Origin of the sequence: Kribbella sp. NPDC059898 (assembly GCF_042730855.1) — a bacterium.
Taxonomy (GTDB): domain Bacteria; phylum Actinomycetota; class Actinomycetes; order Propionibacteriales; family Kribbellaceae; genus Kribbella.
Window position 1 is genome coordinate 360301 of the sequence record NZ_JBHWKR010000003.1, and the last position, 16999, is coordinate 377299.

The window sequence follows — 16999 nt, forward strand, 5'->3', positions numbered from 1 at the left end:
ACCGCCCCGCTGCGACGTACATCCCCTTTTGGAGGTCACGATGAGGTTCCGCCCAGGAGCCAGCGGTCTCGCGCTGCTGGCAGTCTGTTCACTCACCCTCGCCGGCTGCAGCGCGGGCAGTCTCGGGTCCAGCTCCGGTTCCGGCAGCACCGGATCGACCGAGCTCACGTACCTGATCGGCAATCAGGACCAGGACCTGAAGAACGCCCAGCAACTGGTGAAGGACTTCACCGCGAAGAACGCCGGCATCACGATCAAGATCGAGACCCGGCCGGCCGGCACCGAGGGCGACAACATCGTCAAGACCCGGCTGTCGACCGGCGACATGCCGGAGATCTTCAACTACAACACCGGGTCGTTGTTCCAGGCGATCGCGCCGCAGAAGAACCTGGTGTCGCTGAGTGACCAGCCGTACGTCGGCACGCTGGACGACAACTTCAAGAACACCGTGACCGCCGACGGCCAGGTCTACGGCGTACCCGTCGGCGGGTTCATGGGCGGCGCGGTGCTCTACAACATCCCGATTTACAAGAAGCTGGGACTCACGCCGCCGAAGACCTGGGCCGAGTTCATGGCCAACAGCGCGAAGATCAAGGCGGCCGGGATCACGCCGGTGATCCAGACGTACGGCGAGACCTGGACGGCCCAGTTGTTCGTCCTCGGCGACTTCCACAACGTCGCGGCCGCGGAGCCGGACTTCGCGGACAAGTACACGAAGAACCAGGCGAAGTACGCCACGTCACCGGCGGCGCTGAAGGGGTTCGAGCACACCGAGGCCGTTCACGACGCGGGCTACGAGAACAAGGACTTCGCCTCGGCCAAGCTGCCGGACGGACTCAAGATGCTGGCCACCGGCCAGGGCGCGCAGTACCCGATCCTGTCCGGTGTGGTCTCCAACATGATCGCCACCTACCCTGACGCGGCGAAGAACGTCGGGCTGTTCGCGTTGCCTGGTGACGACGCGAGCAAGAACGGCCTGACGGTGTGGACGCCGGGCGCCGACTACATCCCGAAGACTACGACCGGTGCCAAGCTGGACGCGGCCAAGAAGTTCCTCGCCTTCATCGCCAGCCCGGACGGCTGCAAGTCGCAGGCCGCCGCCGGAGCGCCGACCGGTCCGTACGCGGTCAAGGGCTGCGCGCTGCCGGCCGACGTACCGCAGGCGATCAAGGACATGCAGCCGTACCTCGACAAGCCGGGCGCGTCCAGCCTGGCGCTGGAGTTCGTGTCCCCGGTCAAGGGCCCGTCGCTGTCGCAGATCACGGTCGAGGTCGGCTCCGGCATCCGGAAGGCCAAGGACGGCGCCGCCCGGTACGACGAGGACGTGAAGAAGCAGGCGCAGCAACTGGGACTGGCGGGCTGGTGAGGTCGGTGGCGATCACCTCGGTGAAACCACGAGCGAGCGCCAAGACCGACGCGACCACCTCGACGTCCGGGTCCAAGGTCTACCGGCCGTACTCGAACTGGTTCTATCTCCCGACCGCGATCATCTACGGCGTCCTGTTCCTGGTCCCGACCTTCGCCTCGCTCTACTTCAGCCTGACCCGGTGGAGTCTGTTCGATTCGAAGTTCGTCGGGCTGGACAACTTCAAGCTGTTCTTCCAGGAGCCCGCGCTGGTCAAGGGCTTCACCAACACACTGATCTACGCGGTCGTCACCTCCGGGTCCAAGGTCGTCCTCGGGCTGCTCCTCGCGGTCCTGCTCACCTCGCAGATCGTTGCCCGCGGCTACCTCCGCTCGGTGGTGTTCTTCCCAGTGCTGGTCTCCACCATCGGCGTCGGGCTCACCTTCACCGTGCTGATGAACCCTGAGCGTGGCCTGATCAACGGTGCGCTCAGCGTGGTCGGCATCAACGGCCCGGGCTGGCTGACCGACCCGAAGTGGGCGCTGCTGTCGGTCGCCGCGGTCGACGTCTGGAAGGGCGTCGGCCTGGCCACGCTGATCTACATCGCGGGCATCGTGTCGATCCCCCGGGAGTACATCGAGGCGGCCCGGGTCGACGGGGCCGGTTCCTGGGAGACGTTCCGGCGGATCGTCCTGCCGCTGTCCCGGCCGGCGACCGTCACGGTGATCATCCTGTCCCTGATCGGCGGGTTGCGGTCCTTCGACCTGATCTGGGCGATGACGCAGGGCGGGCCGGGGTTCACCTCGGACGTGATCGCGTCGGTGATCTACAAGCAGTACCAGGCCGGGTTCTACGGCCTGTCGACCGCGGGCAACGTGGTGCTGTTCGTGACCGTCACCGCGATCGTCCTCCCGCTCTCGCGATTCCTGAACCGCAAGGAGGTGGAGTTGTGAGCACCGCTGAGCTCGTCAACCACCGGCCGGCCCGCAAGTGGGCACTGAGCGCGGTCGCGATCCTGGTCTCGATCGTGGTGTTCATCATCCCGTTCGCGTTCATCGTGCTGACCGCGGTGAAGGACCGCACGCAGTCCGCCGACCTGAACTTCGCCTGGCCGCAGCAGTTCCGCTTCGTGCAGAACTTCGTCGAGGTCGTCCAGGCCCGCGACTACATGCTGGTCATCGCCTTCATCAACAGCACGATCCTCACCGTGGCCAGCGTCACCGGCATGGTGGTGCTGTCCGCGATGGCCGGGTTCGTCCTGCAACGCCGGAAGAGCCGCTGGAACGGTTACATCAACTTCCTCGTCCTGGCCGGGCTGATCATTCCACCGGCCGTCGTACCGACCATCTGGGTACTGCAGAAGCTGGGCCTGTTCAAGACGATGCCAGGCCTGATCCTGATCGAGATCGCCTTCGGCCTGTCGTTCTGCATCCTGCTGTTCCGGGCCTTCGTGTCCACCATTCCCCGCGAACTCGACGAAGCCGCCGTCATCGACGGCGCCGGCCCACTAGGCCTCTTCTTCCGGGTCATCTTCCCGCTCCTCAGATCGGTGATCGTAACGGTCGTCGTGGTGCAGTCCGTCGCAGTCTTCAACGACTTCACCAACCCCCTGTACTTCCTGCCCGGCGACCAGAACGCAACCGTCCAGCTAACCCTCTACAACTTCAACAGCCAGTTCTCCACCCAATACAACCTGCTGTTCATGAACATCCTCTTGATCACCATCCCCCCACTGATCATGTTCCTCTTCTTCAACCGCCAAATAGTCGCCGGCATGACCTCAGGCGCCATCAAGGGCTGAAGGACGCACAGAACAGTCAGTCGCAGGGCACCTACTCTCCGCTAGAGTCGCCGCAGGTGGCGGCGACCTGGTGGGGAGGCGGAGCTGATGCGTCGACAGCCATGGTTCGTCTGGGCAGTCCTGCCGCTGATCGTCGCTCTGGTCGGGAATCTCGCGACCAACACCGTTCAGGTGAACGCTGCTTGGTGGCCGGCCGCGATCTGGGGCGTGGTGATCATCCTCGGCGCCCTGTCCGTGGTCGCGGACCGCCGAGCGAGCAGGCCTCAGCGAGCCACCGAACACAACCTCACGAAGGTCGTCGACGCTCTTGCGTCGGACCTCAAGGAAGAATGGACGGCCGCCACTCCTGGCCTGCTCATCGACGTCAAGTGGACCCGCGCCGACAGCCCTGACCTCATCGACCACTGGACGAACGTCAACCGGAGCGACAACACGCTCCCGCCGCTGGCAGCGCACGGCTCGCTGAACAACCTGGCCGAGACGTACAGGCGAATCCCGTCGGGCCGCATGGTGGTCCTGGGCGGCCCCGGTGCAGGCAAGAGCATCGCTGTGTTCCGCTGTGCCCTCGGTCTGCTCGAAGGCCGGGAGTCCGGGGAGCCGATCCCGTACGTCGCGAGCATCAACTCCTGGAAGCCTGACGTCACGCTGGCCGACTGGCTGGTCGCCCGCCTCGAGGACGAGCACTCAGAGCTCGCGGCGATCGACCCGTCCGGACGGTCGCTCGCCGCCGGGCTGGTTTCGGGCGGATTCGTCGTACCGATCCTCGACGGCTTCGACGAGTTGCCGCCCGGGTATCAGGCCGCCGCCCTGCGGCACCTCACCGACGAGGCCCGCCGGCCGCTGGTCCTGACGAGCCGCGCCGACCAGTACGCCGCCGCGGTCGCAGCCACCCGGGTGCTCGCTGCCGCCGCGGTCGTCGAACTGGCGGACCTCTCGATCGGTCTCCTCGCGCCACATCTCCGCAGCGCGGTCGCCGGTGAACGCTCAGGCGTCTGGGAACCGGTCATTCAGGTGCTGCACCGGGAGCCCCTGAACGCGACGGGCCGGCACGTGTCCGAGTTGCTCGCCACGCCGCTGATGGTCTACCTGGCCTGCGAGCGCTACTCGGACAACACCGCCGCCGCTGATCCCACCGAGCTACTCGACGCGGTGCGGTTTCCGGACCGGGCCGCGCTCGAACGGCACCTGATCGCCGAATTCCTGCCCGCTGTCTATCGCCGACGCTCCGGGGAGCGGTACTCCTGCAGCGCCGCCGACGCCCATCGCTGGCTGGCCGGCATCACCCGCGAGATGCGCCTGATGGGGCTGGATCTGCTGGCCCGGCACAACATCGGCGCCCGGGTCGTGGACCCGACTCGTTCGTTCATGCTGAGCTTGCTGGTGGGCGTCACGTACGTGCTGCCGTTCGGGGCGCTGATGGCGCTGATGTTCGGTCGATGGGCCGGAAACGCGATCGTGCTGACGGTCGTCGCCAGCTACGCGTTGTCCTATGGGCTGCAAGCCGCGCGCGGCCCCGGATCACCGCCGGTCGCGAGTGCCGGTCGGCAGGAACCCGATCAGCGATCCCGCTTCGAACGCTGGGCCGACGATCATCTCTCAGTGCCGGTGCGGGTCTACCTGCTGTTGCCGCTGATGGCGCTGGTGCCGGCCGCCATCGGATGGTTCGTGATCGGTCCGTGGTTCGCACTCGGCTTCTGGTTCGCGACGTACGTCGTGGGAACGTACTGGGTGCCGTGGCTCGTCGTCGCACGAGTCTGGCTTCCGCTGCGCGGGCGTCTCCCGTGGCGGCAGCGGGCGTTTCTCGAGGACGCCTGTGCCCGCGGGGTGCTGCGGCGGGTCGGCACGAAGTACCAGGTCCGCCATGCGTTGCTGGCGAACTACCTGAGGCTGGCGTCCGACGTACCGCCCGCCTCCGCGCCCGACGGGCAGGACGACCGACCGCTGCCCGCTGTGCTGAACGCGGTCACACCACACCTTCGTTTCCGCGGTCTCAGGGCGATCGCGACTGTCGCGGGCACTGCGGCCACAGTCGTGGTCCTGGGCCGTCAGGTATGGCTCCATGCCGGCGAGAGCCTCTGGTGGTTGCTCACTGTGCCGGTGGCGGTCCTGCTCGCATCGGTGGTCTTTCTCCAGCTGTGCAGTCTGTTTCGGCCGTTCGAGCGGTTTCGGATCCGGCTCGACCCTATCGGCATCGCCGCCGAGGTTGCCCCCGTCGGCTGGGAGTTTTGGGCGAGTGACTCGGACCCGGTCCGCCGGCTGATCGAATGGGAGCAGATAGAGCGGGTCGAGCAAAGTACCTGCCGCGGCCGCGCGGTGCTGGTGATCCACACCCGCCCAGGTGTTCCGGGGGTTGCGGCTGCGCGACGACTGCCGCGGTTCGAGCCGTCCCTGGGCGACAACGTGGTCCTGGTCTGCCCGATCGACTACTTCGATCCGGCCGCCGACCTGGTGGCGACGGTCCGCGAAGCTCACCGCAGGTACGCGACCGCCCCACTACTCGAGTCAGGTGGATGCGTCGCCGATCTCGACGACGGAGTCAGCCCCGACGCGGTCGCGGCCTGGGCGGCGGATGCCTGGGCAGGCCACGACGACGCACGCCGACGGATCGACCAGGTCGTGAACGGCTTGTACGAGCGGCACGAGCACAACGGGCTGGAACTCCGCCACTGCCCACTCGCGACTTCCTTGGATGCTCTCGTCCATCGCACGTCGGACGCGGCCCTCTTCAACCTTCAGGACCGCCAGGAAGTCGCGCTGCTCGCAAGAGCCGTCGACCTGATCAAGAGCAGGCACCCCTGAACCGGTGGTCCGGCCGGCTTGGTTACTCCGGTTTGCGGAGGATCAGTGCGGCCTGGCCGGCGTCCTTTTCGGCGGGTAGTGGGGCGCGTGTGAGTGTTGCCACCTCGACGAAGCCGGTGTCTGCGAGGAGGGCCGCGATGTCTGGGACTGAGTACATGTAGACCTGCAGGTCGATGTCGTGGCCGTAGGCCTTGGTCAGTGGGCGGCTGCCCTCGCCGGTCTTGAAGCCGTGGACGAGGACGCCGCCTGGTCGGAGCACGCGGAACAGTTCGGCGAAGGCGGTCGGTAGTTGCTCGCGTGGGGTGTGGACGAGCGAGTACCACGCGAGCGCCGCCGCCAACTCGTCGTCCTTCAGGTCCAGGTCGAACAGCGACCCCACCTCGAAACGGAGGTCCGGGTACTCCCGCCGCGCGACCTCGATCATCCCCGGTGTCAGATCCATCCCGAACACGTCGAGACCCAGGCCGGCCAGGTACGTCGTGATCCGTCCGGTCCCACACCCGAGGTCGCCCACCGGGCCGTCGGGCACCAGTGCGGCGAAGTAGTCGAGCGCCCCGGCCTCGAACGGATCGGCGCGATGGTAGTCCTTCAGGATCGCGTGATAGTCGGCGGCAGCGGTGTTGTAAGACCCTTGGATGTCGTTCACCCGAGGAGCCTAGGCAGGCCCTCCGACAGTTTCTCGTAGTCGCTCAGCGAGTTGTACGCGTGCGCCGACAACCGGATGAACTTCCGCTCCTCGAACCCGGTGAACGTGATCTCCGCCTTCAGCTCCCGCGACACCCGCATCTTCAGCGCATCGCCGCCGGACAGGTCCACCGACGCGGGCAGCTCGACCAGCCGCATCGTCGCCGGCGGGTGCGCGACCTCCGCGACGCCGGTCCCGAGTGCCTTCGAGAGCACCCGGGCGCCTTCCTCGACCAGCGCGGTCAGCTGCGGGCGGCGGGCCGGCCAGTCCAGGTCGGCCAGCACCCGGAGCGACTCCGGCGCGGCGATCCACGGCACGTAGTCGTACGTCCCCTGCATGTCGAACCGCTCCGGCATCCGCTCGTCGTACTCCGACCACGACACGATCAGCGGCATCGACGCCCACCGCCAGCGCTCCGCGACGACCAGCCCGGCGGTCGCCCGCGGCGCGGCCGGCCACTTGTGGAAGTTCCCGGTCCAGAAGTCGGCACCCGCCGCGGCCGGCGCGTCGATCAAGGCCGGGGCATGCGCGCCGTCCACCACGATCGGTACGCCGCGCTCGTGAGCGGCCGCGACCAGCCCCTCGATCGGGAACACCTTCGCCGTACCGGAGGTGATCTGGTCCACGATCAGCACCGACGCGTTGCCGAGCTGCTCCGCGATCAGCGCAACCACGGTCCGGTCGTCGGCCTCCAGCGGGATCGCCACGGTCACGACCTCGGCGCCGTACTGCTTCGCGAACCGCTCGGCGGCGTACCGGACCGCGCCGTACGCGTGGTCGGTGAGCACGATCCGGCTGCCGGCCGCGATCGGCAGCGTCTGGAGCGCGACGGTCACGCCGGCGCTCGCGTTCGGGACCAGGGCGAACCCGGCCGGGTCGGTCTCCAGGAACGCGGCCAGCGCCAGCCGGCTCGCGGTCAGGCGGTCGGCGACGGTCCGGAACCAGACCATCGGGTTGGCGTCCATCTCGGTCCGCAGGCCGGCCATCACCTCCTGGGTCCGGCGCGGCACGGCGCCGTACGAACCATGGTTGAGATGCAGGACGTCCGGATCGAGGGTCCACAGATCGGGGCGGGGGCTGAGTACCGTCACCGACCCAACGGTACATACTGCAGGTTGTGTACTCGTACCTCGTCCACGACGGACCGATCGCGATGGCGCACCGCGGCGGCGCCGACCACCCGGACATCGTCGGCTACGAGAACTCGCTGCGCGCCTTCCAGCACGCCGTCGACCTCGGCTACCGGTACGTCGAGACCGACCTGCACGCGACCAGCGACGGCGTGGTGATCGCGTTCCACGACGACAAGCTGGACCGGGTCACCGACCGCACCGGCGTGATCGCCGAGCTGCCCTGGTCCGAGGTCGGCAAGGCGCGGATCAACGGCCAGGAGCCGATCCCCCGCCTGGACGAGCTGCTCGAGCACTTCCCGGAGGTCCGGTTCAACCTCGACGTCAAGGCGGAGGGCGGGCTGGAGCCGTCGGCCGCCGTACTGCGGGCCGCGAACGCGATCGACCGGGTCTGTGTCTCGTCATTCTCGCAGTCCCGGGTGAACCGGATGCGCAAGCTGCTCGGCCCGCGGCTGTGCACCGGGTACGGCCAGTGGGAGATCGCGCTGATCCGGTTCCTGCCGGTCGCACTCCCGTCGCGGGGCGCCTGCCTGCAGATTCCCGAGCAGTACGGGAAGCTGCACCTGCTCACCGGTGGGCTGATCGAGCGGGCGCACTCGCGCGGCAAGCAGGTGCACGTCTGGACCGTCGACGACGCGGACGACATCCGCCGGCTGCTCGACGCCGGGGTGGACGGGATCATCACCGACCGCACCGACGTCCTGCGCGACGTGCTGATCGAACGGGGTCAGTGGCACTGAAGTGTTATCCGTCGGTACGCCGCTACGTACCCCGGGAATGACACACTTCCGCGCATGGGACTTCTTTCCGCCCCGGACGGTGTGGACAAGCGTGAGTACTGGGGGTTCAGCCTCTTCGACTGGGCGAACTCCGGTTACGTCACCACGGTCGCGACCGTCCTGTTCGCGCCGTACCTGACCTCGGTCGCCGAGACCGACGCCTGCGGGTACGTCGGGACCACGGACCACCCGTGCAACACCGACCTGCACGTCCTCGGGCTCGCGATCTCCCCCGGCTCGCTCGCGTTCTACGTGGTCACGGTCGCGACGCTGGCCTCCGCGCTGTTCCTGCCGGTGGTCGGGGCGATCGCGGACCGGATGGCCCGCAAGAAGCTGCTGATGTGCGCGTTCGCCTGGGTCGGATCACTGTCCGCCTGCTGCATGATCTTCGTCGGCGGCGGCCGCTGGGAGCTCGGCGCGTTGCTGCTCTTCATCGGCAACGTCTGTCTGGGCTCCGCGCTGGTCGTCTACGACTCGATCCTGATCGACATCGCTCCCCCGGACCAACGGGATGCAGTCTCGTCGCGGGCGTGGGCGTTCGGGTATGCCGGTGGCTTCATCCTGCTCGCGATCAACCTGGCCGTGGTCACCGCCCACGACGCGCTCGGGATGAGTCAGGGCACCGCGGTCCGGCTCAGCCTGCTCAGCGCCGGCGTGTGGTGGGGGCTGTTCACGATCATCCCGTTCGTCCGGCTGCGGAACCGGCCGCCGGTGAGCGTCGAGCCGGTCCGCAGCCGCGGGCTGGTGCGGCAGAGCTTCGGGCAGCTCGCGGCGACGCTGCGGCACATCCGGACGTACAAGATGACGCTGCTGTTCCTGGTCGCGTACCTGTTCTTCAACGACGGGATCCAGACCGTCATCTCGGTGTCGTCGACGTACGGCGAGAAGCAGCTCGGGTTCCAGACGCAGGTGCTGATCGCGACCATTCTGATGGTGCAGTTCGTGGCGTTCTTCGGGGCGATCGTGTTCGGGCGGGTGGCGGCGCGGTACGGCGCGCACCGGACGATCACCGGCGGGCTGGTGATCTGGATGCTGATCGTGATCGCCGGGTTCCTGCTGCCGGCGCACCGGATCGTGCCGTTCCTGGCGATGGGGGTGGCGATCGGGATCGTGCTGGGCGGCACCCAGGCGCTGTCGCGGTCGGCGTTCAGCCAGCTGATCCCGAAGGGCCGCGAGGCAGAGTACTTCTCGCTCTACCAGGCCGGCGAACGCGGGACGTCGTGGCTCGGCACGCTGGTGTTCGGTCTCGTCCACCAGCTCACCGGCTCGTACCGCCCCGCGATCGTCGCCCTCGGCATCTTCTTCGTGATCGGCCTCGCCCTGCTCACCCGCGTCGACATGCGCCGCGGCATCCGCGAAGCCGGCAACACCCAGCCGACGGTCGTCTGACCCGCCCGGCGCCCAACCGACAGTCGCCTGAGCCGCTCGCCGCCCAACCGACAGTCGTCCGACCCGCTCGCCACCCAACCGACAGTCGTCCGACCCGCTCGCCGCCCGCCCGGCGTGCTCGCGCGAGCGGGCGCGCCGGGCGGCGCGGCAGACCGCCGTCCGAGGACGGGCCGCCGCCGGTCCCTCCCCCGCAGCGGCTACGCCGCGTTCGGCCCCACATCCGTAGCAGTCAGAGGTCGACGGAGCGGTTGGGTTGTCGAGTACTCATCCGCTCCGACGTCGTACGGGGCCGTCCGCACCTCTCCGTCCAGGTCGTCCGTCACCTGGCTCGCGTGGTTCAGGCTCGCCGCGTTGACCGCCGCGCTCCCCGCGCCCAGCCGGTACACCCCGTCCGAGCCCGCGACCAGCTTCGGATCGGCCCGCGTGAACCCCGACGGGATGTTCCCGTTCGACGCCCCGCCCCACAGGATGTTGCCCGACCAGGTCAGACCGTCGAGGTACGGCATCGACACCAACTGCCCGGTCTCGCCGACCAGCAGATTGTCGGCGATCACGCAGCCCAGCGGCGGCACGGTCCGCTGGCTCTCCCCCGCGACCGCCTGGTTGTTGTTCCGCAGCGTGTTCAGCACGATCGTCACCCGGTCCGGCGCGTCGTTCCCGGTCCGCGAGCTCGACGGCTCCCCCGGGTAGTGGTCCCGCTCGGTCCCGCTGCCGAGCACCACGCCCGCGCTGCCGACCCCGTCCACGTAGTTGTTGACGATCAGATGATCGTTGCCGTAAATCCGGATCCCGTTGCTGCCGGCCACCAGATAGTTGCTCTCCACCCGGCTCGCGTTCCCCTGCCGGAGCACGATCCCGCCGACCGACGACCGGATCGTGTTGTACCGGACCGTGTTGCCGGACGACTTCACCGAGATCGCCTCGGGGTCGCCGTTGCAGCGCTCGAACAGGTTGTACTCCACGATCGCGTCCGCCGTACTGAGCGCCCGCGCGCTCACCCCGAGCCGGATCGGCTCGCCGCCGTTCAGGCCGCCGTACGTGTGGTCGCGGAAGTAGTTGCGCAGGATGTACGTGCGCTGCGCCATCGCCTCGGTGCCCGGGCCGTCGATCACCAGGTAGACGCCGGCCGTGGACTTGTCGTGGAAGGTGTTCCGGTCGATCTTCGCGTCGTCGCCGCGGACCACGACCCAGTGCTGCCCGTCCGCGGTCCCGAGCTGGAAGTCGTTGCGGGTCAGCCGGATCCGCGGACAGTCCGCCGGAATCTCCAGCGTCGTACTCTGCCGGAACGCGAACCCGCTGAGCGTGACGTCCGACGACCCGCTGAACACGAAGCTCTGCTGACCGGTGAACGTCACCCCGCCACGGCTCTGCGCCACGATCGTGATCGGCCCCTGCCGGCCGCTGACCGTGATCGGCGACCCCGACGGTACGGCGTACGTACCGTTGGCCACCGTGATCGTGGTCCCGGCCGCCGCCGTGTCGATCGCCTGCTGCAACTGCGCCAACGACGTGACAGTCGCGGCGAACGCGGGCGTTGCGCGCCCCACCGCCAGTGCGACGGCCCCACTACTGATCAAGAAGGTACGACGATCCATCCGAGTCTCCTAGCTGCTTGGGCGGTACAACTTTCGGTACTCGCTCGGGGTCACCGAACTCACCTGTCGGAAGACCTTCGAGAAATAGGACTGGTCCATCCCAACCGCGGCCGCGATCTCCTCCATCGGCCGCGCGGTCGTGGACAGCTCACGCTGGGCCCACTCGATCTTGGCCCGTTTGATGTACTGCTTCGGCGACAGCCCGAACTCGGTCCGGAAGTGCCGCAGGAACGCCGGCAGGTCGTACCCGAACACCCCGGCCAGCTCCTCCACGCTCGGCAGCGTGGCGAGGTTGTCCTGGATGTACTTGACGATCCCGGACTCGGTCGTCTGCTGCGGCGACAGCCGCACCGAGCCCGGCGGCGCGCTGTCCAGGAAGTGCGCGAACAGCGCGGTCAGCGCCGACCGCATCCGCAGCGGCGTCGACAGACCGGGCGGATCCCGGTCGGCCGCGCCGACCTGCTCGAACAGCGCGGCCGCCTCGTCCGGCGCCTTGCTCGTGACGATGTACGGCAACGTGATCAGCTCGCCGATGTCCCGGTCGCCGATCAGCGCCGAGAAGTGCAGCCAGTGCTTGCGGAACACGTTGTCGCTGATCGTCTCGTACGACACCGGCACGTCGGCCGGGGTGTACACGAGCTCGCCGGGCCGCGGGTACAGCTCCTGGTCCCCGACGACGAGGCGTCCCTCGCCCTCGAGGATCAGGTACAGCCGGGAGAACGGATCGGGCATCAGTGCCCGCGACCACTCGCGATGCACCTTCGTGATCCGGGCCGCGACGACCAGGTCCAGTCGCAGCCGGTCCAGGTACGACCGGATGATCTCCTGCTCCCCGACCACACCGACCACACCGCTCATCGCGCGTGCGGCCCGACGTCGACGGGGGTCAAGGGGCGGTACGCCGGGCGCCGCGGCGAGTACTCGTCCGCGCCGACGTCCGCGGCCCGCCCGGTCCGGTGGTCACCGTCCAGGTCCCGCGGCACCTCCGGGTACGCGCGGGACGCCGCGTTGATCGCCGGGCTCCCGGACGTCAGCCGCCGTACGCCGTCCGTCCCGGGCGCGAGCCGCGGGTCGACACGGGTGAAGGCGACGCCGGGTGCGTTGCCGTCCGTGCCCTGTCCCCAGTGAATGTTGCCCGACCAGGTGATGCCGTCCTGGAACGGCATGTTCACCAACTCTCCGCTGTCTGCCACCAGCAGATTGTCCGTCACAGCGCAGTCCAACGGCGGCAGGGTCCGGTGACTCTCGCCGACGATGCCGGACTCGCAGTCCAGCACCGTGTTCAGCGCGATCCGTACCCGGTCCGGCGCGTCGTTGCCGGTGCGGGACTTCGACGGCTCGCCCGGGTAGTGGTCCCGGACGCTGCCGCTGCCGAGCACGACGCCGGCGTTGCTGATCTTCTCGACGTAGTTGTTGACGATCAGATGGTCGTTGCCGTAGATCCGGATCCCGTTCTGGCCGGACAGCAGGTAGTTGCCTTCGATCCGGGTCCCGTTGCCGTGCCGCAGCACGATGCCGCCCATGCTGTCGCGGAAGGTGTTGTGCCGCACGGTGTTGCCCGACGACTTCACCGAGATCGCCTCGGGGTCGCCGTTGCAGCGTTCGAACAGGTTCAGCTCGACGACCGCCGCGGCCGTCGACAGCGCCCGCGGGCTGACCCCGAGCCGGATCGGCTCGCCCCCGTTGTCGCCCGGGAAGCTGTGGTCGCGGAAGTAGTTGTGGTGGAGGTGGACGCCGACCGCCATCTGGTCGGTGCCGGCGCCCTCGATGCCCACGAAGATGCCGAGCTTCGACTTGTCGTGGATCTCGTTGTGGTCGAACTCGGTGTAGTCGCCGCGCAGCATCACCCAGTACAGACCCTCGACGTCGGCGAGCTGGAAGTCGTTGCGGGTCAGCCGGATCCGCTTGCAGTCCGGCGGTACGTCGAACGTCGACGTCTGCCCGCGGAACGCGAACCCGCTGATCGTGACGTCCGACGACGCGCTCAGCACGAAGCTCTGGTCTCCGGTCAGTACGACCCCACCGACGGATTCCGCCCGTACGACGATCGGCTCGTCACAGGTCCCGCGCTTGCCGGTGATCGCGATCGGCGCGGTCACCTGGTAGGTGCCGTCGGCAACCGTGATCACGGTCCCCGGCGTCGCGGCGGCAATCGCCGCCTGAAGCTCGTCCAGCGAGCGCACGACGCCCGCCTGTGTCTCCGCCATGGCAGGAAGCGTGGTCAGTGTGGCGGCCGCGACACCCGCGACGCCGGTTGCTGCCAGGAAGGTACGACGATCCATGTCTCACCCCTTGAGTGCGCCGGAGGTCAGGCCCCGGGCGAACGAACGTTGGAAGAAGAGGAACACCAGCACGGAGGGAAGCAGTGCGAGCAACGACGCCGCGAGTACGACGCCAGGCGTGACCGCCGGGTCGATCCGCAGCGTCCGCAGCGCGAGCGGAAGCGTGTAGGCCTTGGCGTTCTGCGCGACCAGCAGCGGCAGCAGGTACTGGTCCCAGATCATCGTGAACCCGAACACCCCGATCACCCCGAGCGCCGGCTTGCACAGCGGCAGGATGATCTGCCCGAAGATCCGGAACTCGCCGGCGCCGTCGATCCGGGCCGCCTCCTCGAGCTCGCGCGGTACGTCCTTCATGAACTCGGTCATCACCAGGATCGAGAACGCCCACGCGCCGAGCGGGACGATCATCCCGGCCAGCGTGCCCATCAGGTTCAGGTGCACCAGCGGCAGGTCCGCGAGGACCAGCGTGAGCGGCAGCGCGAGGATCTCCTCGGGCAGCATCATCGTGGCGAGGATGGCGACCATCACCAGCGTCATCAGCGGGAACTTCTTCCGCGCCAGCGCGTACCCCGCGAGCACGGACACCGCCACCTGGAGCAGCAGCCCGAACCCGACGACGAAGAACGAGTTCAGCAGGTACCGCAGTACGCCGTGGTCGAACGCGATCCGGAAGTTGTCCAGCGTCGGCGTCTTCGGGACGACGCTGAGCTGCGTCGGGTCCGACACGTGGTTGAACGAGCCCACCAGCAGCGCCAGCAGCGGTCCGGCGAAGACCGTGAACAGGCCGACGTAGATCACGAACTTGGCGATCCGGGCGCCGACGCCCTTGCTCTCGGTCAGGCCGAGCGCGGTCTCGGTGGCAGCACTCATGCGGCTCTCCTCCGTCGCAGCAACTGGACGCAGATGGTCAGTACGAGCGTCGCGGCGAACAACAGCACCGCACCGGCGGAGCCGACACCGAGCCGGCTCTGCTCCAGGCCCAGCTTGTAGATCAGCGTCATGACGACCTCGGTCGAGCCGTTCGGCCCGCCGTTGGTCAGCAGGAACACCTCGGTGAAGGTCCGGAACCCGCGGACCGCGGCCAGCACGAACAGGATCGCGAACACCGGCCGGAGTCCCGGCAGCGTGACGTGCAGGATCCGCTTCCAGGTCGACGCGCCGTCCACGGTCGCGGCCTCGTACAGCCCGCGGTCGATCCCGGCCAGGCCGGCGAGGAAGATCATCATGTCGTACGGCGCCCCGCGCCAGATGCCGGTCACCGCGATCGACGCCAGCGACGCGTGCGGGTCGTTGATGAACCCGGACGGCCCGAGTCCGACCAGCCCGATGACCTGGTTGATCAGCCCGTCGCCGGTCGGGTGGTACATGATCCGCCAGAGCTCGGCGGTGACGGCCAGCGGTACGACGACCGGCAGGAACGCCGCCGACCGGATGAAGCTCAGCTTCCGCGTCTGCCCCTCGACGAGCAGCGCCAGGCAGAACCCGAGGATCATCGACCCCGCCGTCTGGCCGATCGCGAGGACGACGGTGTTCCAGGCGGCCGAGCGGAACCCGTCGTCGCTCAGGATCTCGGCGTAGTTCGCGCCGCCGACCCACCGGTTGCCCAGGTACGGGCGGACCTCCTGCACCGACATCCCGATCGCCTGCGCCATCGGGATGAACTTGAAGTACACGAACAGCACCAGCGCCGGAGCGAGGAACAGCCACGGGATCCACCACTGACCGTTCCGTCGGCGCCGGCCGGCGGACACCGGCGCGCTGGGCGCCGGTGCCGTCGGCCGTACTGCTTCCCGAACACTCACGACGCGCCGATGCCCTGCTGGTTGAGCGTGTCACCGAGCTTCTGGTCGAGCTTCTTGAGCTCGAAGTCCAGGTCGAGACTGCAGTCCGCGATCAGTGCGTTCACCGTGTCCGCGGTGCTCTGCCGGATCGGCGTCCAGTTCGGTACGGACGGGGCGTACCGGCCGTTCTCCTTGTACACGTCGGCGTACAGCTTCCAGCGCGGGTCGGGGCGGACCGTGCTGATGTCGACGTTCTTGTTCACCGGCAGCTGCACGATGAACGCCTTGTCGCCCTCCATGCCGACCTTCTGACCGGCCTCGGAGATCGCGTACGACGCGAACGCGTTCTGCGCGGCCTCGTTCTTCGAGCCGGCCATCAGGTAGACGCTGCCGCCCTCGGCCAGCACCGTCGAGTCCTTCGGGCCCTTCGGCATCGCGACGACCTCGTACTTGTCCTTGCCGAGCGAGGAGTCGAAGCGCGGCATCAGGTACGGGCCGACGACGTACATGCCGGTCTTGCCGGCCTCGAACGTCTCGTTGGTCGGCGGCGTGTCCATCGTCGCGGCGCCCGGCTGGATCACCTTCGACGTACAGGCCAGGTCACGGAACCACTTGGTCGCGGCCTCGGACTCCGGCGTGGTCATCGCGGGCTTGTACTTGCCGTCGGCACCCTTCGCGACGAAGTCGCCGCCGCCGGCCCAGAGGAAGTTCGAGAAGTACCAGGAGGCGTAGCCGCGCTTGGTCGAGCCGGGGACGGCCAGCCCGTACGTGTCCGCCTTGCCGTTGCCGTCCGGGTCCTGGGTGGTGAAGGCCTTCGCCAGGGTGACCATCTGGTCCCAGGTCGTCGGAGCGGTCAGGTTGACCTTCTTCAGCCAGTCCTTGCGGATCAGCAGCGCGGAGGCCTGCGCGGAGTACGGGACGCCGTACGTCTTGCCGTCGGTGGCGCGGGCCGCGGCCAGGGCCGGCTCGAGCAGCTGGTCGCTGCCCTTGATCTGGGACATGTCGACCTCGCGGACGATGCCCTGGCTGACCATCGTGCCGAGCTGGGACGAGTCGTTCATCACGATGTCCGGCAGGTCCTTCTGCGCCGCGCGCTGGGCCAGCTTGGTCTCGAAGTCGTCGAAGATCGCGGTGACCTCGACCTTCTGCCCGGTCTGCTGCTCGAAGGCGGCCGCGAGCTTCTTCATACCCTTCTCGCCGTCGCCGCCCGGGGTGGTCCGGGCCCACAGCTCGAGCGGCGCCTTCGGGTCCTGCTCCGCCTTGGCGGCCCCGTTCGTACCGCAGGCGGCCAGCGTCAGGGCGACCCCGACCCCGGCGGCCAGCACTTTGAATGACCTGATCACAGTCGTGCCAACTTCCGTCTCGAGAGGCCCGATTTGTACTTTTTGGGCCTCATTTCGTCGGAAGATAGCG

Annotated in this window: 14 protein-coding genes; 6 read left to right on the forward strand and 8 right to left on the reverse strand. The window is 68.2% G+C overall.

The window, feature by feature from the left end; all coding sequences use genetic code 11:
- Positions 1-40 precede the first annotated feature (40 nt).
- From ACFV9C_RS11910 to ACFV9C_RS11925, 4 genes are all read left to right on the forward strand, one after another.
- Entirely contained in the window at positions 41-1366 is a 1326-nt protein-coding gene (locus tag ACFV9C_RS11910; protein ID WP_380192893.1) for an ABC transporter substrate-binding protein, read from the forward strand.
- Between the two features lie 5 nt (positions 1367-1371).
- Positions 1372-2298: a carbohydrate ABC transporter permease gene (locus ACFV9C_RS11915; RefSeq protein ID WP_380192894.1), complete on the forward strand. Its 927-nt coding sequence runs from the start codon at positions 1372-1374 to the stop codon at positions 2296-2298.
- The gene (locus tag ACFV9C_RS11920) at positions 2295-3146 is read left to right on the forward strand and encodes a carbohydrate ABC transporter permease (RefSeq protein WP_380192896.1); all 852 of its coding nucleotides are present in this window, start codon (positions 2295-2297) and stop codon (positions 3144-3146) included. Before ACFV9C_RS11915 ends, ACFV9C_RS11920 begins: the two co-directional genes overlap by 4 nt.
- An 87-nt stretch (positions 3147-3233) precedes the next feature.
- Entirely contained in the window at positions 3234-5945 is a 2712-nt protein-coding gene (locus ACFV9C_RS11925; RefSeq protein ID WP_380192898.1) for a hypothetical protein, read from the forward strand.
- A 22-nt stretch (positions 5946-5967) separates the two neighbouring features.
- Here the strand turns inward: ACFV9C_RS11925 and ACFV9C_RS11930 are convergent, their stop codons facing one another.
- Positions 5968-6591 (reverse strand): methyltransferase domain-containing protein, encoded by a 624-nt coding sequence (locus ACFV9C_RS11930; protein ID WP_380192900.1) that lies wholly within the window; start codon positions 6589-6591, stop codon positions 5968-5970.
- A complete protein-coding gene (locus tag ACFV9C_RS11935; RefSeq protein ID WP_380192901.1) occupies positions 6588-7721 on the reverse strand; it encodes an aminotransferase class V-fold PLP-dependent enzyme in 1134 nt (377 codons plus the stop codon). The genes ACFV9C_RS11930 and ACFV9C_RS11935 overlap by 4 nt, the downstream gene beginning before the upstream one ends.
- 26 nt (positions 7722-7747) lie before the next feature.
- Between ACFV9C_RS11935 and ACFV9C_RS11940 the strand changes: the two genes are divergently transcribed.
- Positions 7748-8500, forward strand: a complete 753-nt coding sequence (locus ACFV9C_RS11940; protein ID WP_380192903.1) for a glycerophosphodiester phosphodiesterase — start codon at positions 7748-7750, stop codon at positions 8498-8500.
- A gap of 54 nt (positions 8501-8554) precedes the next feature.
- Positions 8555-9928, forward strand: a complete 1374-nt coding sequence (locus ACFV9C_RS11945; RefSeq protein WP_380192904.1) for an MFS transporter — start codon at positions 8555-8557, stop codon at positions 9926-9928.
- Between the two features lie 197 nt (positions 9929-10125).
- On the opposite strand, the gene ACFV9C_RS11950 is transcribed toward ACFV9C_RS11945, so the two are convergent.
- From ACFV9C_RS11950 to ACFV9C_RS11975, 6 genes are read right to left on the reverse strand one after another with little or no spacing between them, the layout of a single operon-like run.
- The gene (locus ACFV9C_RS11950; protein WP_380192905.1) at positions 10126-11523 is read right to left on the reverse strand and encodes a polysaccharide lyase 6 family protein; all 1398 of its coding nucleotides are present in this window, start codon (positions 11521-11523) and stop codon (positions 10126-10128) included.
- A gap of 9 nt (positions 11524-11532) precedes the next feature.
- The gene (locus ACFV9C_RS11955) at positions 11533-12381 is read right to left on the reverse strand and encodes an AraC family transcriptional regulator (protein ID WP_380192906.1); all 849 of its coding nucleotides are present in this window, start codon (positions 12379-12381) and stop codon (positions 11533-11535) included.
- The gene (locus ACFV9C_RS11960) at positions 12378-13805 is read right to left on the reverse strand and encodes a polysaccharide lyase 6 family protein (RefSeq protein ID WP_380192908.1); all 1428 of its coding nucleotides are present in this window, start codon (positions 13803-13805) and stop codon (positions 12378-12380) included. The genes ACFV9C_RS11955 and ACFV9C_RS11960 overlap by 4 nt, the downstream gene beginning before the upstream one ends.
- Before the next feature lie 3 nt (positions 13806-13808).
- Positions 13809-14675: a carbohydrate ABC transporter permease gene (locus ACFV9C_RS11965; protein WP_380192910.1), complete on the reverse strand. Its 867-nt coding sequence runs from the start codon at positions 14673-14675 to the stop codon at positions 13809-13811.
- Positions 14672-15607, reverse strand: coding sequence for a carbohydrate ABC transporter permease (locus ACFV9C_RS11970; RefSeq protein ID WP_380192911.1), 936 nt, complete (start codon positions 15605-15607; stop codon positions 14672-14674). The genes ACFV9C_RS11965 and ACFV9C_RS11970 overlap by 4 nt, the downstream gene beginning before the upstream one ends.
- Positions 15604-16929, reverse strand: a complete 1326-nt coding sequence (locus ACFV9C_RS11975) for a sugar ABC transporter substrate-binding protein (protein WP_380192912.1) — start codon at positions 16927-16929, stop codon at positions 15604-15606. The genes ACFV9C_RS11970 and ACFV9C_RS11975 overlap by 4 nt, the downstream gene beginning before the upstream one ends.
- Positions 16930-16999 lie beyond the last annotated feature (70 nt).